The organism is Levilactobacillus wangkuiensis, assembly GCF_016861605.1.
GTDB classification, from domain to species: domain Bacteria; phylum Bacillota; class Bacilli; order Lactobacillales; family Lactobacillaceae; genus Levilactobacillus; species Levilactobacillus wangkuiensis.
Genome location: NZ_BOLM01000018.1, coordinates 15,745 through 32,922, shown reverse-complemented (window position 1 = coordinate 32,922; position 17,178 = coordinate 15,745). Strand labels below are relative to the sequence as shown.

The 17,178-nt window shown below is 53.0% G+C and carries 14 protein-coding genes; 6 read left to right on the top strand and 8 right to left on the bottom strand.

Annotated features, from left to right (window positions below):
• Nucleotides 1-282 precede the first annotated feature (282 nt).
• Nucleotides 283-1,413, top strand: coding sequence for a GGDEF domain-containing protein (locus tag JUF13_RS11370; RefSeq protein WP_203639770.1), 1,131 nt, complete (start codon nucleotides 283-285; stop codon nucleotides 1,411-1,413).
• A 1,830-nt stretch (nucleotides 1,414-3,243) separates the two neighbouring features.
• On the opposite strand, the gene JUF13_RS11365 is transcribed toward JUF13_RS11370, so the two are convergent.
• The 4 genes from JUF13_RS11365 to JUF13_RS11350 all read right to left on the bottom strand — a co-directional run bounded on the left by JUF13_RS11365 (nucleotide 3,244) and on the right by JUF13_RS11350 (nucleotide 7,648).
• Nucleotides 3,244-4,707, bottom strand: a complete 1,464-nt coding sequence (locus JUF13_RS11365; protein WP_203639769.1) for an Ig-like domain-containing protein — start codon at nucleotides 4,705-4,707, stop codon at nucleotides 3,244-3,246.
• Nucleotides 4,708-4,725: 18 nt separating this feature from the next.
• Complete coding sequence (locus JUF13_RS11360; protein WP_203639768.1) at nucleotides 4,726-5,814, bottom strand: WxLIP family cell surface protein; 1,089 nt, start codon at nucleotides 5,812-5,814, stop codon at nucleotides 4,726-4,728.
• A 305-nt stretch (nucleotides 5,815-6,119) separates the two neighbouring features.
• Nucleotides 6,120-6,845: a WxL domain-containing protein gene (locus JUF13_RS11355; RefSeq protein WP_203639767.1), complete on the bottom strand. Its 726-nt coding sequence runs from the start codon at nucleotides 6,843-6,845 to the stop codon at nucleotides 6,120-6,122.
• A gap of 371 nt (nucleotides 6,846-7,216) precedes the next feature.
• Nucleotides 7,217-7,648 carry an Rrf2 family transcriptional regulator gene (locus tag JUF13_RS11350; RefSeq protein ID WP_203639766.1) on the bottom strand — a complete coding sequence of 144 codons (432 nt, stop codon included), beginning with the start codon at nucleotides 7,646-7,648 and terminating at the stop codon, nucleotides 7,217-7,219.
• A 1,033-nt stretch (nucleotides 7,649-8,681) separates the two neighbouring features.
• Here JUF13_RS11350 and JUF13_RS11345 point away from each other — a divergent pair.
• Nucleotides 8,682-9,257 carry an NADPH-dependent F420 reductase gene (locus JUF13_RS11345; RefSeq protein ID WP_203639765.1) on the top strand — a complete coding sequence of 192 codons (576 nt, stop codon included), beginning with the start codon at nucleotides 8,682-8,684 and terminating at the stop codon, nucleotides 9,255-9,257.
• Between the two features lie 410 nt (nucleotides 9,258-9,667).
• Here the strand turns inward: JUF13_RS11345 and JUF13_RS11340 are convergent, their stop codons facing one another.
• Both JUF13_RS11340 and JUF13_RS11335 read right to left on the bottom strand, forming a co-directional pair.
• Nucleotides 9,668-10,708 carry an alcohol dehydrogenase catalytic domain-containing protein gene (locus tag JUF13_RS11340; RefSeq protein ID WP_203639764.1) on the bottom strand — a complete coding sequence of 347 codons (1,041 nt, stop codon included), beginning with the start codon at nucleotides 10,706-10,708 and terminating at the stop codon, nucleotides 9,668-9,670.
• Between the two features lie 109 nt (nucleotides 10,709-10,817).
• Nucleotides 10,818-11,693, bottom strand: coding sequence for a LysR family transcriptional regulator (locus JUF13_RS11335; RefSeq protein WP_203639763.1), 876 nt, complete (start codon nucleotides 11,691-11,693; stop codon nucleotides 10,818-10,820).
• A 563-nt stretch (nucleotides 11,694-12,256) separates the two neighbouring features.
• Between JUF13_RS11335 and JUF13_RS11330 the strand changes: the two genes are divergently transcribed.
• The 4 genes from JUF13_RS11330 (at nucleotide 12,257) to JUF13_RS11315 (ending at nucleotide 15,937) form a co-directional block, all read left to right on the top strand.
• Nucleotides 12,257-13,126, top strand: a complete 870-nt coding sequence (locus JUF13_RS11330) for an aldo/keto reductase (RefSeq protein ID WP_203639762.1) — start codon at nucleotides 12,257-12,259, stop codon at nucleotides 13,124-13,126.
• 6 nt (nucleotides 13,127-13,132) lie between these two features.
• Entirely contained in the window at nucleotides 13,133-13,996 is an 864-nt protein-coding gene (locus JUF13_RS11325) for an aldo/keto reductase (protein ID WP_203639761.1), read from the top strand.
• Nucleotides 13,997-14,147: 151 nt separating this feature from the next.
• Nucleotides 14,148-15,326: an AbrB/MazE/SpoVT family DNA-binding domain-containing protein gene (locus JUF13_RS11320; protein ID WP_203639760.1), complete on the top strand. Its 1,179-nt coding sequence runs from the start codon at nucleotides 14,148-14,150 to the stop codon at nucleotides 15,324-15,326.
• A gap of 122 nt (nucleotides 15,327-15,448) precedes the next feature.
• On the top strand, nucleotides 15,449-15,937 hold the full coding sequence (locus JUF13_RS11315) for a hypothetical protein (protein ID WP_203639759.1): 489 nt from the start codon (nucleotides 15,449-15,451) through the stop codon (nucleotides 15,935-15,937).
• Between the two features lie 41 nt (nucleotides 15,938-15,978).
• On the opposite strand, the gene JUF13_RS11310 is transcribed toward JUF13_RS11315, so the two are convergent.
• Together JUF13_RS11310 and JUF13_RS11305 are read right to left on the bottom strand one after the other, a co-directional pair.
• A complete protein-coding gene (locus JUF13_RS11310; protein ID WP_203639758.1) occupies nucleotides 15,979-16,518 on the bottom strand; it encodes a hypothetical protein in 540 nt (179 codons plus the stop codon).
• 126 nt (nucleotides 16,519-16,644) lie between these two features.
• The gene (locus tag JUF13_RS11305; RefSeq protein WP_203639757.1) at nucleotides 16,645-17,043 is read right to left on the bottom strand and encodes an aggregation-promoting factor C-terminal-like domain-containing protein; all 399 of its coding nucleotides are present in this window, start codon (nucleotides 17,041-17,043) and stop codon (nucleotides 16,645-16,647) included.
• Nucleotides 17,044-17,178: the final 135 nt, after the last annotated feature.

Here is a 17,178-nt window from a genome sequence, read left to right as displayed (position 1 = left end):
CTGTGTCGGTGGTCTTGGCTGAGGGTTTTACTCAGCCTAGCCCACGGGACGACTTTTGAGACCGGTCTTTGGCTCAAAATCGAGGTGGAAGCCCGTTTCTCAGGCTGGAACCGACCCCATAGCAGGGCACTTTGAGCCCGCCGTCGGGAACGGTCAGCAATAACCCGCGCCCCGGTTCAGTTTTCACCGGCCCGGAGGCGAAGTCAACAATTGTTAAAACCAGGGCCAAGCGTGGCGCTGGCTATTCACGTAAAAAAATTTAGAAAAGAAGAGGGTTTCGCCATGACGTGGTCTCATTGGCAAGTGCCGCCATTTATCACCAGTGTGTTCTTTGTTTTAGGGGTTTTCACGCTCTATTGGGTTTCATATAACTGGATTGCCTCCTGGGCGCGGAACCACTGCTTAAAAATTTCAGAGGAATCCATCAACATGTGGTACGGCATCGCATACATGGTGGCCTTTGCGTTTGGTATTCAGACGTTTGTGGTCGGCCAGACCAATTCCTGGGAGTTCATGAACTTTCAGCTGATTGCCGTGATATTCTGTGCTTATTTCTTAAATATCCATCTACCCTACTACTGGTTCTTCCCGATTCTGTTGGCGTACATGACGTTCAACGGGTCGCTGGGTTACTGGCAATCGTGGGGGCACGCGGCCACGATGATGACGTTCTTCATCACGTTAAATGTGATCCGGGTCCGTTATCACAATCACAAAATGGCACCGGTACTGTACATGGCGGTCGGTATCCCGTTTGGGGGCCTGCTGTGGCTGTGGATGAAACTGAAGTTTGATTTTACCTGGATGACGTTCTGGGAAGAGTGGGCCTACCTGATTATTTTTGAGGTGTTGCTCTACATTTACGTGTCCATGCTATCGCACGATGTCGAGCTAAAATTGCGGCTGGCCAAGTTTGCCAGTCACGATGCCTTGACCAAGACGGAAAATTTTGCGGCCTACACGGATGCCATCCAGTATCTGTTCGACGAGCACCAGAACAGTCGCCGGCCGCTGGCCATGATGATGTTTGACATCGATCATTTCAAACACATCAACGACACCTACGGCCATTCGGCGGGGGATGCCGTCTTGCAGCAGGTCACCGACGCGGTCCAGACCGTGCTGGCGGCCAACGATTCGACGGTCAAACTCTACCGGACCGGGGGCGAGGAATTTAACATTCTTTTCCCAGGCTATGATTTGGCTGAGACCGAGCACATCGTTAAACAAATTTTTACCGCGGTGAACCATTTGGAAATTCACTCCGCGCAGACCATCATTCACGTGACCATTTCCGTGGGGGTCTCGGCGGTTTCTGAGGATGACCAGTCGCCGATTGAGTTCTACAACCGGGTGGACAAGAACCTGTACCACTCCAAGCGCAACGGCCGGATGCAGGTTACTGTGGCTTAGCTTTTTACACTTGTTTGGTTCGTTTGGGGCGGGATTGTGGATGATTGGCCGCCTGCGGCTTCCAGGACTCCACCTGCTGTGGGGCCGGTTTCCGCCAAAGGGCGGGCTCCCACCTCGATTTGAAACCTCGCTGAAGTTCGCGAGTTTCCAAAGTCGTCCCAGGCTGTAAGCCGGCTTAAAAACGCCGACTAACACCCTCGACACAGCCGTCTCCGTCCTGGCTTCCTCCGGCTCTTGATTGCATTCTGACCGAGAGTTGGTGTTAGGGCTAAGCCCCGGTGACCTGCCTCTGGTGGCTGTTAGTGTTGATGTTGTGGGGGTGATGAGGTACTGCCGCCTGCGGCTTCCAGGACTCCGGCTCTTGGTTGTTCTCTGACCGAGAGTTGGTGTTAGGGCCAAGCCCCAGTGACCTGCTTCTGGTGGCTGTTAGTGTTGATGTTGTGGGTGTGGTGGAACGTTGCCGCCTGCGGCTTCCAGGACTCCGCCTGCTGTGGGGCCGGTTTCCGCCGAAGGGCGGGCTCCCACCTCACCTTTAAGCCTTGCTGAAAAGCGCAAGTCTCAAAGGTTGTCCCAGTCTGTAAGCCGGCTCAAAACGCCGACTAACAGACTCGACACAGCCGTCTCCGTCCTGGCTTCCTCCGGCTCTTGGTTGATTTCTGACCGAGAGTTGGTGTTAGGGCCAAGCCCCAGTGACCTGTCTCTGGTGGCGTTGGTGGCGACAGTCAGTAGTCGTACCAGAATTGGTATGGCGACATTGATGGTGGCTAATAGAATAGTTGATCCATGTCAGTGACCAGAGGCGGGCCAAACTGCCCAGCTGTGTCGGTGGTCTTGGCTGAGGTTTTTACTCAGCCTAGCCCACGGGACGACTTTTGAGACCGTCCTTTGGCTCAAAATCGAGGTGGAAGCCCGCTTCTCAGGCTGGAACCGACCCCATAGCGGGCGGTTTGAGCCCGCCGCCGGGAACGACCATTAAAAACAAATTTAACGATTTTAGATAATTTCAAAGCGAACAGCAAAAGACGCGACTAACTCCATGCGGAAGGTTAGTCGCGTCTTTTTGCGCTATTCAGAAATTTGTGTAGGGGATACAGAATGTGACAGCGCCTGAATAGCGCGGTAATTGTTGGATAAAATGGTTCAAGTTAGAGTCATTTTCGGTATTCATCTGTTTCGTAAGGCGTTTCGCCAATATTCAAAGACTACAGTCAAATAGTTTGAAGGTGGCGGCGATGTTTGAAGCGGTATCGCGATCCTTGAACCCAGCATAACCGATTGCCGCAACCGCTTCACTGGGATTTTCCTGAAGATTTCCTGAAAAATTCTCAGATAGGAATCGGCACTTAAACTCATCACTATTCACAATCGGGTTAAATGGCTGAGGACGTACAAAAATACTGAGTTCTCGGCATTGAGGACTCAGTATTTTTGGTGAGATGTGAAAGAATAACTAGTCGGTCGAATCCAAATAGACAGACCAACAACAAATCTAAGCAGGGCCAGTCCAACCAAACACACTTCGGGATAGACCAGCCCAGTTCATGTACTAGAGAGCTACTCACCTGTCAGCCAAGCGGCTAGTGAAAAGCGCGGTCGCCGTTAGTGACCAGAGGCGGGCCAAACTGCCCAGCTGTGTCGGTGGTCTTGGCTGGGGTATTTTCCCAGCCTAGCCCACGGGTCGACTTTTGAGACCGGTTTTTGGCTCAAAATCGAGGTGGAAGCCCGCTTCTCAGGCTGGAACCGACCCCATAGCAGGGCGGTTTGAGCCCGCCGGCGGGAACGACCAGTTACCGCGAACTTTTCACTAAGACAGTCAGACCGACAGGAGAGCTAGCTTGGGGCGACGGAGAGGGTCCAGGTCACGGTGCTCTGGTAATCGCCCGCCGTCACCAACGGATCTTGGCTCAGCAGCAGCTGACTGTCGGTGACGTCAAAGTCCTGGCCGTCGTAATCGCTGGAGGTGTAGATCGTGGTGGCTTCGTTATTCGCCGGCACGTTCTGGTCCAGGCGGTCGGCCGGATCGTAGACGTCGAGCGTGGTTGCGCCCAGGTGGCCACCGCCCGTTCCGGCTAACGTAAATTGGGGCAGGGTCGCCGTGAGCGTCCAGTCGCCGCCGGTCTCGCGACTGTCGGTGACGGTCAGCGAACCGTTACTGTTGCCATCGTAGGCGTTGCCGCTGTTGGCGACATCCATGTTGTCCAGGGTCACATCGCCTTGGCACAGGGTGGTGGCGTCGATGCCGCCGAAATTAAAGTTGGGTACCGCCGTCAAGGCTAGCAGGCCGCTCTTTTCCACGGTCAGCAGGGCCGAGTTGGTCGTGACCGTTTTGGTACTGCCGTTCAACGTATAATTCAGCGTTGCGTAGTACGACGTGCCATCGTCACCCCCCACGGTTGCTTTGCTGACGGTATAACTGGTGGCCGTCGAGTCCAGGGCCGTGGCGGTGCCGTCCTCGACGCGGTACCAATTGGAAACGGTCATGCCCTCTGGGAGATCTCGGAGGGTAAATGTGGCGTCACTGCCTTCCTTGACGGTGACGTTTTGCAGCGTCCCAATCATGATTTTGACGGAATCTTTTTTGCCGTTACTGGTCCCGGTAATCGTGACGATGCCGTGGTCGTTGGCCAAGCCATCGGTGTTGCTTGAGGTATCGGCCGCGACGACGTTCCCGTATTCATCGACCGAGGCCAGCGACGGATTACTGCTGGTCCAGGTGATGGGGTCGGTCGCGGTACTTGGGGTGACGGTTGCGTGAACCGTCGTGATTTCGCCGTTGTACAACGCGGTGCTGTCGGCCGTGACTTTGATACTGGTCGTTGGCACCCGGTCGGGTAAGATGATCACATCGGCGATTCGCGACCATTCGCTGTAGAACAGGCCGATACCGGTAAAATCGTATTCACATTGAAAGTACAGGTGGGTGACGCCACTGACTTGAGGCGCGGTAAACGAATAGGTCGTACTGTTGGAGCCGACCTTACTGTAGGTGTTGCCGCCGTCCGTGGATTCCCACCAGACGTATTTCCGACTGCCGAAGGGGTTGGTCAGAGCTTCCAAAATGTTCCGGGTCCCCTTGGCGGACAGCGTCACCGTGTCGCCAGAAATATGGTTGGAGTCGATGGGCTCCTGGGTGAAGCCCCCGGCGAGGTTGATGCCCAAAATTGACGTTGGGGGTGACGTCGGCGTTTGGGGCGCGCTACTGGCTGCCTGAGCGGAAACACCAATGCTGAGGGTGCTCAGGCCCACCAGAAGTCCAATCACTAACCGGGTTAATTGTCGTTGCCATCTGCGCATGTCCAACACCCCCATGTCTTACGCGTGCGTATCGTTTGTTGATTGTGAATCATCTGTATCGTCATCTTCGTCGTCATCGTCGCGTGACCGCCGTTTGCCCAGCAGGTAGGCGCCAATGATCAACAGTAAGGACAGGAACAAGAAGAGGATTAGCCAGAGCCACCAGTAGGTCGGTTGCTCATCGGATTTGATGACGGAATTGTGTTCCGCGATTTGTTTTCGGGTCAGGGTAAAGGTGCCGCTGAAATTCCACGAACGTTTGCCGCTGGTGACATGAAGCTTCAGCGTGTACTTGCCGGCCGATAGCTTTTTGTTGCCGAGGCCGACCTGGTAATCGAACCAGCTATTGGGCGCCATGGACCCGTTGTGGAGGTTCTCCGTGGCAATCTGCTTGCCCGTGCTGTTTTGCATGACGCGGGCCTCGATGTCCATCCGGCCAAATAGGGCGGGTGTCAGGTTACGAATGCGGGCGAACGCCGTTGGATGGGTGTTCGGTTGCCGCACACCGACGCCGGCTAATTTCAACTGGGTACGGAAGGCCTGACCGGGTCGACACTGAAGCGCCACGGCGGTGACCTCGGCGTAGCGGTTGTTCAGCCGGAAGTCGGAGGCGTCGCCGTTTTCCGTTTGGGCCTTGGTGGCGTGGGGGTCGGTCACGAACAGGCCACCGAGCACCTCACCGGAGAAGCCGGCCGCGGGAATCTGGGTATGAAACGTGACGGTCTTTCCCTGGCGCGGCGCCAACGTGATGCTGACGGGGCCCGACGTCATTTTGGTAAACGTGGTCTGCGCCGAGGGGTCGGTCCGCTTGGATGGGATGTAAACGGCGTTGCCGCTGTCAGCGGTGGTGGCGTTGACCGGAATGACCTGGAGCGTTCGGGCAGTGTTGCTGGGGTTGGTTACCGACAGCTTCAACACCTGAGTCGCCCCGGGCGTGATCTTGAGGTCGAAGTAGCCGGCCTTGGTCGAAATCTGATTTTTAGGTAATAGGGGAGTCGCCGCAAAGTTTGCGGGCACCTTGGCGGCTAAGGCGGGCGCGGCACCAGCCAGTCCCCCCGTCAGGAGTAGGCTGGCGGCGAGGAGGGGGTAAAGCCATTTGAGTTTCATTTCAGCACGACCTTCCTTGAGGGTAAACCGCAGCCGTTGGCGGGGAAACGTCTTAGTCAGGTGACCTTAATTGCTTGGCGGGTTAGGGAAAAGCTGCTTGAGTAACTAAGACGAAAAGTAGTCAGAAGCCGGCGCCTATCGCGACGCAGATGGTTAGTTAGATTAACCGGTTGCGGTAAGTATCGGGTTCAGCTAACGTAAACTGCTAGCCAAACCCGGACCTACGGGTATTAGACGCCACCCGACTGTGAAGTCAAACGGCGTCTAATCCCAAACTATTTAACTGACAAATGACAGCTGAGTGACTATTGCGCCGGCGTGGTGGTTGCTGGGGCATTTTGCAAAGCCCAGTACAGCGTCGCGTCGTAGGTCCCGGCAACGATGGTGGGTTGCTGATCGACCAGTAAGTTACTGCTCGTAGCGGTCGTCGCGCTGTTGTTGCCTTCACCAGTTTCAGCGGATGCGTTCCATAAGGTTTGTGGACTGCTGATCCACCCGTTGGTGACGGCGGACTGCGTTAATTTCAGACTGCTTGGGGCAGCGGTAGCACTGTTGTCGAGGGTACCCGGCGTCTGATTCAAGTTCAACGTCGCGTTGGTAATGGTCGATTTGCCCGAGGTAAAGGGACTTAACCCCACGGAAAGTGACCAGCCGGCGTTGTTGCCACGGAAGTCAGTCACGTTCAGGGTACCGGTATTGTTGCCGTCGTAAGCGGTTCCACTAGTGGGGGCCCCACTGGTGACCGGAACCGTGGTGTTGGCCGTGGCGATGTCTTTAACACTGACGGTGCCCAACATGATGTTAGGTACCTGGTTTAGGCTCAACGTCCCGGCGGTCACCGTAAATTCCGCGTTGGACGTGGCTTCGGCATTGCCGGTGCTGTCCGCAACGTAGCCACTGGAAACGTTGGTCAAGTTACTGGTTGCGGTCCCAGGACCAGCGGCGCCGGCAACTAACGGATTCAAGGCCAGCACGGCTGCAGCGACGGCTACAGTACTGCCAACGCCACTCAGTAATTTTAGAACACGCATAATTTTCTCCTCCAATCTGGGTTAAACCCAAGTTTGACTAAGCAAAGTACCGACTTGGTTGGGTGGCCAACGGCGCCGGTCGCACTGGGGTGACAGGGGGCTGTTTGCGGGGGTTGGCCGGCAATGGTTGGTCACGGGAACCAAGTTAGGGTTAAATAAGTGTCGCTCTCCTCCGGTGGCAACTGTATGGTAACAGGGATTGGGTAGTGACCGTTATGAGAAGGCTAGGCTTAGCGTAGTGACTACACCAACTGCAAAACGTGGGGTGTGTTTGCTGGTAAAATGTGGCGCAGCACTCTGCGTGATACAGGGAAGACAAAAATTGCCGGCTAATTGGCTGTTAGCGCAATTAGTCGGCAATTTGAATAAGTTTACTCGGTGGTGAGTCGTTGCATCAGCGTGACGTCATTGAGGACGTCCTGGAGGGTGATCTTCGCCATCTTGGCCTCCGCGGCGGCCTGAATCTCTTGGTAGTAGTTGGTTAAAACCTTCGGCACCGTTTGCCCGACCGGACAATTCTGCGAGGTGTGGGTGTCCACGTTGAGGAGTGGCGCTTGGTTGGGCAGCGTCGCGTAGATGTCCCGCAGTGTGATGGCCGCCGGTTCGCGGGCTAGCGCCAGTTGGGTCGGCCCGTGCGTCGGCGCTAGTAAGTCGTGGCGTTTTAAATTGGCCATGATCTTGCGGATGAGGCTGGGTGAGGTTTCTAGACTGCTGGCGATTTCTTGGCTGGTCATTTTTTTGCCTTTGAAGTAGGCGATGTAGACTAGGACGTGGATGGTGTCGCTGAACTGCGTGTTCGCCATGTTTTTGGCGCCTCCTTTATTTTTTGGTTACGTTGGTTTGGGGTCCAACAAATGTTGTTATCAGCGCCTCCGGGCTGGTGAAAATGGGCCGTGGCGCTGTGGGCGCACGTCTGGAGCCAAAGAGCGGTCTCCAGACTTACTTTGAGCCTCTGAGAAGCGAGTCTCAAAGATAGCAGTTGCCTAAGCGGGAAACCCGCTAAGGCAACTCCCACGGCTGAGCCCATTTTCACCAGCCCTGCGGCTGACACTGGTTGAACCCAGAACCAGTGGTGGCGGTGTCAAATGAGTCGGCGCCGGTTCTTGCCACTTTATTGTTCTGTTGGTTGTGAAGAATTGGTTCTTACAGTGGGCCTGGTCGCATCCGTTCTCGACGGCGCTCAGTGGGGTCGGTTCCAGCCTGAGAAGCGGTCTCAAAGGTTGCCCCGTGGGCTAGGCTGGGAAACTACCCCAGCCAAGACCACCGACACAGCCGGGCACCTTGGCGCGCCTCTGGTCACTGCCACGACCGGCCCAGTTTTCCCAGCTCTGCGGCTGACGCTGGTTGAACCCAGAACCGGTGGTGGCGTCGTTGAATGAGTCGGCGCCGGTGCTTGCTGCCTTGATTTTCTGTTGGTTGTGGGAGGCGACCCTCTACAATCCTTGACGCGCCCCTGATCACTGCCAGGATCGGTCTAGTTTCCCAGTCCTGCGGCTGATACTGGTTGAACCCAGAACCAGTGGTGGCGGCGTCGAATGAGTCGGCGCCGGTTCCTTCCGTCTTGATTCTTCCGTTGGTTGTGGGAAGGCTGTTAGCCGTTGAGCAGATTATACTTGAAAATAGATGAATGGAATTGTTGAATACGCTTGGTAGTTAAATAGAAATCCTAAACTGATTCTGTATTATATTCTATAACACTTTGGTGAAAAAATCAGGTAAAACCGTTTGATTAAATTAATTTAAGCGGATTCATTGACTTTAATCGTTAATTGACGTATCTTAAAAGTGTACTTAAAAATAATACAAAATATAAAAACACATCAGGGGGTCTGCATTATGGCAGCAATTACAATTTTTGGTAAGGGTAACATGGGTCAAGCAATCGGTGACGTCTTCACGCAAGGTGGGAACCAGGTTAGTTTTATTGACGCTGGTGACGCCGTTGAAAACTTGGGTTCAATCGTCGTTTTGGCTGTGCCATTCAACGCTGCGTTGAGCATTGCCAAGGCTAACCAGGCTGCTTTGGCTGGCAAGGTTGTCGTGGATATTACTAACCCATTAAACTTTGACACTTGGGACGAATTAGTTGTTCCCGCTGACAGTTCCGCAGCCGCACAAATCGCTGCCTTATTGCCAGATTCCAAGGTGGTTAAGGGCTTCAACACGACCTTCGCCGCAACGTTACAGAGCCGCAAGGTCAGCGACCAAGTCCAAACGACCGTGATGGCCGCTGGGGATGACGCCGCTGCTAAGCAAGAATTCGCTGACGCCTTGACTGACAGTGGTGTGGCCTTCGTTGACGCTGGTTCATTGAAGCGTGCCCGTGAACTCGAAAGTTTTGGTTTCTTACAAATGACCTTGGCTGCCAGCGAAAAGATTGGCTGGACCGGTGGCTTCGGCGTTTTGAAGTAAAGAGTAGAATAGAAGATTAGTGGAATAGTGAGGGCCCGAGAGCAGTGATGTTCTCGGGCCCTTTTTGTGAGTTATGCGGTGTGGCAAACAAAAACAAGGATTAAGCCAATGTTGCTGGCTTAATCCTTGTTTTGATATAAGATGCATCAATTTAGAATTGACTTACCAATACGAAAAACTGAAAATAGATGATCATTGTAAGTGACCAGAGGTGGGCCAAAGTGACCAGCCGTGTCGGTGGTCTTAACTGAGCGATTTTCTCAGTTTAGAGCACGGGACGACCTGAGAGACTGGCGATTTTCCAGGCTTTCAGGCGAGGTGGAAGCCCGCTTCTCCGGCTGGAACCGTTCCCCACAGCAGGGCGCTTTGAGCCCGCCGCCGGGAACGGAAAACCAACGACCAATCTATTTTTAGTCGACAACGACCAAGGACTTGATAGCTTCACGCTTCGTCATAGCTTGGTAGGCATCGTCAATGTCGTCTAACTTGAAGGACTTCGTGAAGACCTTCCCAGGATGGATGTCGCCGTCGAGGACAGCCTTCAACAAGGTTTGCTTGTCGTAGGTCGTTACGGAAGCGGGGCCACCAGCGATGATGGTGTTGCTGTAGAAGGAGCTGCTCATGTCCATCTTAGGTTCGTGTGGCAGGCCAACTCGGCCAACGATGGCGCCTGGACGGCCGACCTTCATGGCCGTGTCATTAGACTGTTCCGTCCCGACACATTCGAGCACGGCGTCGGCACCGGCGTTGTTGGTCATGGCCATTACCTTGGCAACCGCGTCGTCACCACGTTCAGCGATGATGTCGGTAGCGCCAAATTCAGTGGCCAGCTTTTGCCGGTCTTCGTGACGGCTCATGATGATGATCCGCTTGGCACCGCGCATTTGAGCGGCGATGACCCCACAGAGACCCACGGCACCGTCACCAACGACGACAACCGTGTCGCCAGTGGAAACGTTGGCGACGCGAGCGGCGTGGTAACCGGTAGCCATGACGTCGGCTAAGGTCAGCAGGGACTTCAGCATTTCTTCGCTGTAGTCGGCTGGCTTGCCAGGAATCTTGACCAGGGCCCATTCGCCGTGTTGGAAACGAATGTATTCGGCCTGAACGCCGTTACTGAAGTTGTCAGTATGGTTTTGGCAATCGCCGTCAAAGCCGGCCCGGCAAGCCGCACAGTGGCCGCAGCCATGGGTAAATGGGGCAATCACAAAGTCGCCGGGTTGGACAGTCGTGATGTCACTGCCGACTTCTTCAACGATTCCGATGGCTTCGTGGCCAGTATTTTCGGAATGCTTTTCCTTGTCTTCAAGCCCGCGGTAAGCCCACAGGTCGGAGCCACAGACGCAGGTCCGGACAACGTGAATAATCACGTCATCGGGTGCTTGCACCGTTGGCTTGTCAATATCTTCAATTTGAACTTTTCCAGGTTCCATGAACATGGTGGTTTTCATAAGTTTGTGACCTCCTAAACATATCTAAGTGAATTTTAAGCGTTTGCATTTTGAATGTAAAGTAACTGAACTTTTCAACGCTTCTTGTCAGGCGGGTCGGGCTTTCAGCTCACGTCTCTGGCCAGGACGCTCGGAGTGTCGTGATGACGGGCGTTACCCGCGAGGTCGCGGCTGTTAAATAGTTAGCGTAAATGGACATGTGCGCCGCCGCATCACTGATGGGCAGGAGTCGCCGGTTGTCGTTGACCGTGGCTTCTAGCGGCAAGGTCGGATCGAAGGGCGAGACGTTGGTAGCAAAGTAGGGGAAGTCGGAAAATTTGGTAATCTCTGCCAGGGCTTCCCGTTCCTTTTGGTAGAAAAATTTGGCGTCGGGGATGTTGTCCTGGATGATGGCGCGCCAGGGACCAATGTCGACGGGCACCACGAAACTCAGGCCAGCCAGGTCCGCGAAGGTGACTGTGGACTGATTGGCTTGGTACATGAATTTGTTGAGGTGGATGGCCAAGTTTTCCGTGCCAATCAGTTGGTTGGTGATGTCGGTGGCGGTCAGCGGGTGGTTGGTGAAAACTAACGTGTACGCGTGATTGCGGAGACTTTCCACTGGTTCGGGGAGTGAAGCGACGGGGGCAAGTTGGAGGTTAGCGGGCAACTGGTCTTTCAGTGATTGCAAGACAATCATGGGTCCAGGCAGAGTGGCTGCCACTTTGAGCACGCGTTGATTGCGGTCAAAATTTTGAATGCGGATTGCGGTATCATGATTGGCCTGTAATAGCTTGGCGGCTTCACGAGCGGCGAGTTTCCCGGTCGCGGTCAGGCGGATCCGGTTGGGCTGACGGTCAAAGAGCTGTACGCCCAGGTCGGTCTCGAGTTTTTGCATGCCCCGGGTCACGGTCGGCTGCGTCACGTTGAGCGTGGCCGCCGTCTTAGCCAGCGTTCCCGTCTGGGCAAAGGTGACGAGTTCTTGGAGTAGGTAATTGTCTAGCAAATTGGTGAACCTCCTTGAGGGGTAAACGGAATTTTACACAGGATGCGGAGGTACTTTGAAGTGCCTTCTTTTATTTGATTGGGGTGTGGCTATAATAGATTTTGTGGTTAAGGCTTGCGATTGAATAGCCTAATCAGTCACTGCTGATAGAGGTTAATTGACGATTTAAACTTGGCTGTATCGCAAGGATGGTGAAAATAGCCTGGCCTGGTGGCTGTTAGTGACCAGAGGCGGGCCAAAGTGACCAGCTGTGTCGATGGCCTTAGCTGAGTGTTCTTCTCAGCTTAGCCCATGGGGACAACCTTTGCGACCGTTTTTCAGGCGCAAAGTTGAGGTGGAAGCCCGTTCTTTGGCTGGAACCGGCCCCACAGCAGGGCACTTTGAGTCCGCTGCCGGGAACGGACTAGAGCCCACCGCGTCCCGGTCTATTTTCACCGTCCCGGAGGCGAGTCAATTTTCAGTATACACCAACCGCATACTAGCATAACTTATTGGTAATTTTCAACGGATTGGTTTGGGACTATAGTAATCTCATTAGCTAAGCGAAAGGCAGGATGAGTTAAATGGCAAATGTCCCAACAATTAAATTAAACGATGGTCATGAGATGCCACAATTAGGCTTCGGGGTCTTTCAGGTTCCTGATTTAAAGGAATGTGAGGACGCCGTGGTGGCTGCCTTACAAGCCGGGTACCGGTTACTGGATACCGCGACGGCTTACCAAAATGAAGAAGCCGTTGGCCGCGGCATCAAGCGCAGTGGCGTGCCCCGCGATGAGATCTTTGTGACCTCGAAACTGTGGGTGTCTGACTTCACCTACGACCGGGCCAAGCAGGGCATCGATGCGTCACTGAAACGTTTGGGACTGGATTATTTGGACTTATACCTGTTGCACCAACCCTATGGCGACACGATGGGGGCTTGGCGTGCACTGGAAGAGGCCCAACAAGCCGGCAAGATTCGCTCGATTGGGGTCTCTAACTTTTACGCCGATCAGTTGAAAAACCTGGAGCTGACCATGAACGTGAAGCCGGTCATTAACCAGATTGAGGTCAACCCGTGGTACCAACAACCTGCTGAGGTGGCATTTAACCAGGGCGAGGACGTTCGTGTCGAGGCCTGGGCACCCTTCGCCGAGGGCAAGCATGACATTTTCACCAACGAAACGATTGCTGCAATTGCCCAAGCGCACGGCAAGACGGTGGGGCAGGTCATCCTGCGGTGGCTACTCCAACGCGGCATTACGGTGATTCCCAAGTCCGTGCACGCAGAACGCATGGCAGAAAATATCGACGTCTTTGATTTCGACTTGACCCCAGCAGAAATGACCACGATGGCCGCACTGGACCGGCAGGAAAGCCAGTTCTTTGACCACCGCGACCCGGTCACGATTGAACAAATTTTCGGTTCTAGCTTAAAACAATTGAAGGAGTAAGATAATATGACAACGACACCAACGATTAAATTAAACGACGGTAACGAGATTCCCGCAATTGGGTTTGGCGTTTTCCAAATTCCTAGCGACGGGTCCACTTATAAGGCCGTAACGGAAGCGCTCAAGGACGGTTACCGTCACATTGATACGGCCGTGGCCTACTTTAACGAGGCCGAAGTCGGCCGGGCAATCAAGGATAGCGGTATTCCGCGCGACCAGATTTGGGTCACCAGCAAGCTTTGGCTTCAAGACTTCGGGTACGAACCAGCCAAGAAGGCCATTGATTTATCCCTGAAGAAGTTGGGCCTGGACTATTTAGACCTTTACTTGATTCACCAACCCTATGGTGACGTGGTCGGCGCTTGGCAAGCCATGGAAGAAGCCCAAAAGGCGGGCAAGATTCGCTCGATTGGGGTCTCTAACATGACACCGAAAATCTGGAACCACTTTGTGCCCGACTTTACGGTCATGCCGGCCGTTAACCAGGTTGAATTCAACCCGCTATTCCAGCAGCACGCCATCCGTGAAATCATGGCGGCCGACGATGTGAAGCTAGAAGCCTGGGCACCCCTAGGTCAAGGGAACCAAGCCTTGTTGACCAACCCAGTGATTGCCAAATTGGCTGAAAAATACCACAAGGATGCGGGGCAAGTTATCCTGCGGTTTGAAAACCAACTGGGGGTTATCGTCTTTCCGAAGTCGGTGCACGCCGACCGAATCAAGAGTAATTTGAACATCTTTGACTTCACGTTAACGGCTGATGAAATGAAACAGCTGGAAGCCCTGGATACTGGCAAGGGCAGCCATGATCCCGATGCCCCAGGTGTTGAACAGATGTTAGCGGCTTATGATGTGCACGCCGACGATTAATCACTAATTAAAGGGAACTGGCCGCGAATGGGTCGGTTCCTTTTTGGCTTTCCGGGGAAATTAATCACGCACTACACCAGAATGGCAGGGCGGGTTATCACAAAGTTTGTTATAATTGGCTTCATTGTGACGTGAATGACCTGGAGGAAAAATGACAGAGAAAGAGTTTCATTTAAAAATACCCGCAGAAATCAGCGACCAACTGCATTTGAAGGAAGATACGCCCGTCAAATTGGTGGTCAAGCGGGACCGGCTGGTGGTGCAACTCAATGAACCCCGGCAACAATTATTTCAAAATCGGGTGCTGCTGTGGCCGGTGTTGACGGCGTTAGTGGTCAGCCTGGCGTTCTATATTTTCTTACGGATTCAAAGGATTCATACGGTGAAATTAGTGGGCAACTACTCGTTAGCGACGATGATTATTCTACTGGGGGTTAGCATGGGGACCCTCTTGTTCGCTGGCTTCTTTATTCGTGACCGCAAGAATCCCCACACACATTTCAGCCAAAACATCTATTGGCGAAACTTCCCAGTCATCGTGTTGTCCTTCGCACTGATTCTGGGATTGGTGTTGACCGGAAGCATGTGGCTGCTGGGTGTCCTGTTCAAGGGGGCGAGCTTCGGGCGGGTGACGGCCAGCTTGATTCTGTTTGCCTTTGGCGTGGTGACCAACGCGGTGATGATCTACTTCGCCCTGGTGGTGGACGCTGGCGTGCTGTCAACCGTGCTGATTCTGGTGATTATTAGCGGCGTGGTCATTGCCATGGCCGTGAACAACCAGAAATACTGGTGGCAACATAACTTGAGTTTCCTAGGGACCAATGGGGCGGCGAGCGGCTGGCAGTTCAACGCGACGCTGATATTCTCAGCGCTACTGATGATTGCGTTGATCGATTACCTCTTCGTCCGGCTGCATGAGGTCTTTCCCAAGTCGCGCCAGCTGTTGGTGTTACGCACACTGCTGACGCTGACGGCGTTGGATTTGGGGATGGTCGGGGTCTTTCCGAACAATGCGAATTCGCATGAGCTTCACGACCAAGTCGCCGTGTTATTGGTGTACTTTATCATTGCGCTTATCGTGGGTGTGCGCTGGCTCTTGCCAGATATCACCAAGGATTTTCTGTACCTGTCGGACGGTGTCGGCGTGGCCCTGGTGGTTGCGGCGTTGCTATTCCAGGTATTTGGTTACTTCTCGTTGACCGCGTTTGAAATGATGGCGTTCGTCCTGGCCTTCGGGTGGCTGTTAATGCTACTGGACCGAATCGAAGCGTTGATTGACGTGGGAACCGAGGGTGTCTTAGAACGTGAAAACAACGAAAAAAATGGTTAATGCCGGTTGGGCGTTAACCATTTTTTCGTTATTTTTGATTGCTAGCCAGTTGGACATGGCTGGTTAGGGAATGCTGTTAATGCGCAATTCAAACGACTATTCTGGTAATAGGAGGGATTTTAATGATAATAAAACGAAAGGTTCTAGTCATCATTAGCGTTATTGTAGCATTTGTTTTGTTGGGAGTGCCGACTAGTGCTAGTGCATCTTCTAAGACAGTACCAGCAAAATATCGTGGTACATTCTACGAGTATGCTGGGCACAAAAAGTGGGACAAGCTGATTATCAGAAAGCATAGTGCACAGATTTCTGGACCAGGTTATGGGGAAAAACCATTTAAGGCAAAAGCTAATGCCAAGGCTAATAACCACAAGTTGGCATTTAAGACAAATGGTCGGGATAAACAGCAAATTTTCTTTACTCTGAACAGTAAGCTGAAAGATGGTGCCAGCAGCATGTTTCCAGAAAATGATTTTAGTCTAGCGACTCGTAAGATTAAACATAAGCGGTATAAAGTTGTGCGAGGATTCCAAAGCGGTTACTGGTTTGATTTCATTAAAGGACACAAGATAACTCATCGCTACTCTGGCTTAGCTAACGGCAAATATTAATGTTCGAGGGATTGGTTCGTAAAAGAATCAGTCCCTTTTGTTTACCGATGATTCAGCACCGTCATTTTCGTGGGCATCGACCGGACTTTCTTCATGGCGTGGTCGGCGTTTAGTTTTTTGATAACTTTAGCCAAGGTCGTGGTGGCCGTCTGATCCTTATGAAAGGAGTGGACAATCATACTGTCGTAGGTGACCTTGTCGCCGCTGAGAGAAAACCAGTTGGGCGCCAGGTTCTTTTCCGCGGACGTGATGTTCATGTCCGACCAGACCAGGTAGCGCGTCGGATGCTTCTTTGCGAAGTGCTCGACCTGCCAGCCGGCCTGAAAGTCGTTGACCTCTTGCCACCGCTGAAGCTTGGTGTCTTTGATGGCGTAGTAAATCAGGCAACTATAAGTGAGCTTGGGGCTGGCCTTCAACTCAGCTAAGGTGAGCGGCGGCGTGGTGTGCTTGACTGCCTTCTTAGTCGACTGAGATTTAGTTGTGGAGGTCGCTGTGCTTGAAGTGCTGTGGTGAGTCCAAACCAGGCCACCAACAAGTAACAACACGACGATGGCACCAGCGGTAATTAGCCATTTTTTCAAAATCATCATTCTTTCGTAGATTAGCGTTTAGTTCTCAGTGTACGGGAATCAGGCGTGGATGACAAATTTGGACAAGAAAAAACGACCGAACGGGTTTAGGCGTTCGGTCGCAACTTAAAATCTAGTTTAGTACCAGTGGTGATGTTGCCAGAAGGACTTCGCTTTCGTCCAAGAACCGTAACGACCAGCAACGTACTTGTTGGCAGTCTTTTCTTGGTTGACGGCGGATAAGTCACCGTGCAGGTAAGACTTCAATAATTGGTAACGACCATAACAGTTACCGTTACGTGCACGGTAGCTGTAGCGGGATTCGCGGAAGGCAATCCAGTTCTTGGCGGCCTTTTGCTTCTTGGACAGGCCGGAGTTGATTTGGGCGATTTGCTTCTTTTGGTTAGCAGACAGTGTAGCGGCTTCAGCGGTCACACTAGGTTCTGAAGTGAAGCTAGTGGCAACATTGGCGATCATGCCGAATGAGAAGCCGAAAATTAATAAGATTGAAGCTAATTTGATTTTAAATTTAGTCATATTTTTTTAAACACTCTTCCTCGTTTGTTAATCTCTACCCTGTAGGATACGCGATGAATGTTGCAATCGTGTTACTACGCAATTAAAAGGGCGTCACAAGCGAGTAAAGTTATATGACGTAAACTCCGGATACAT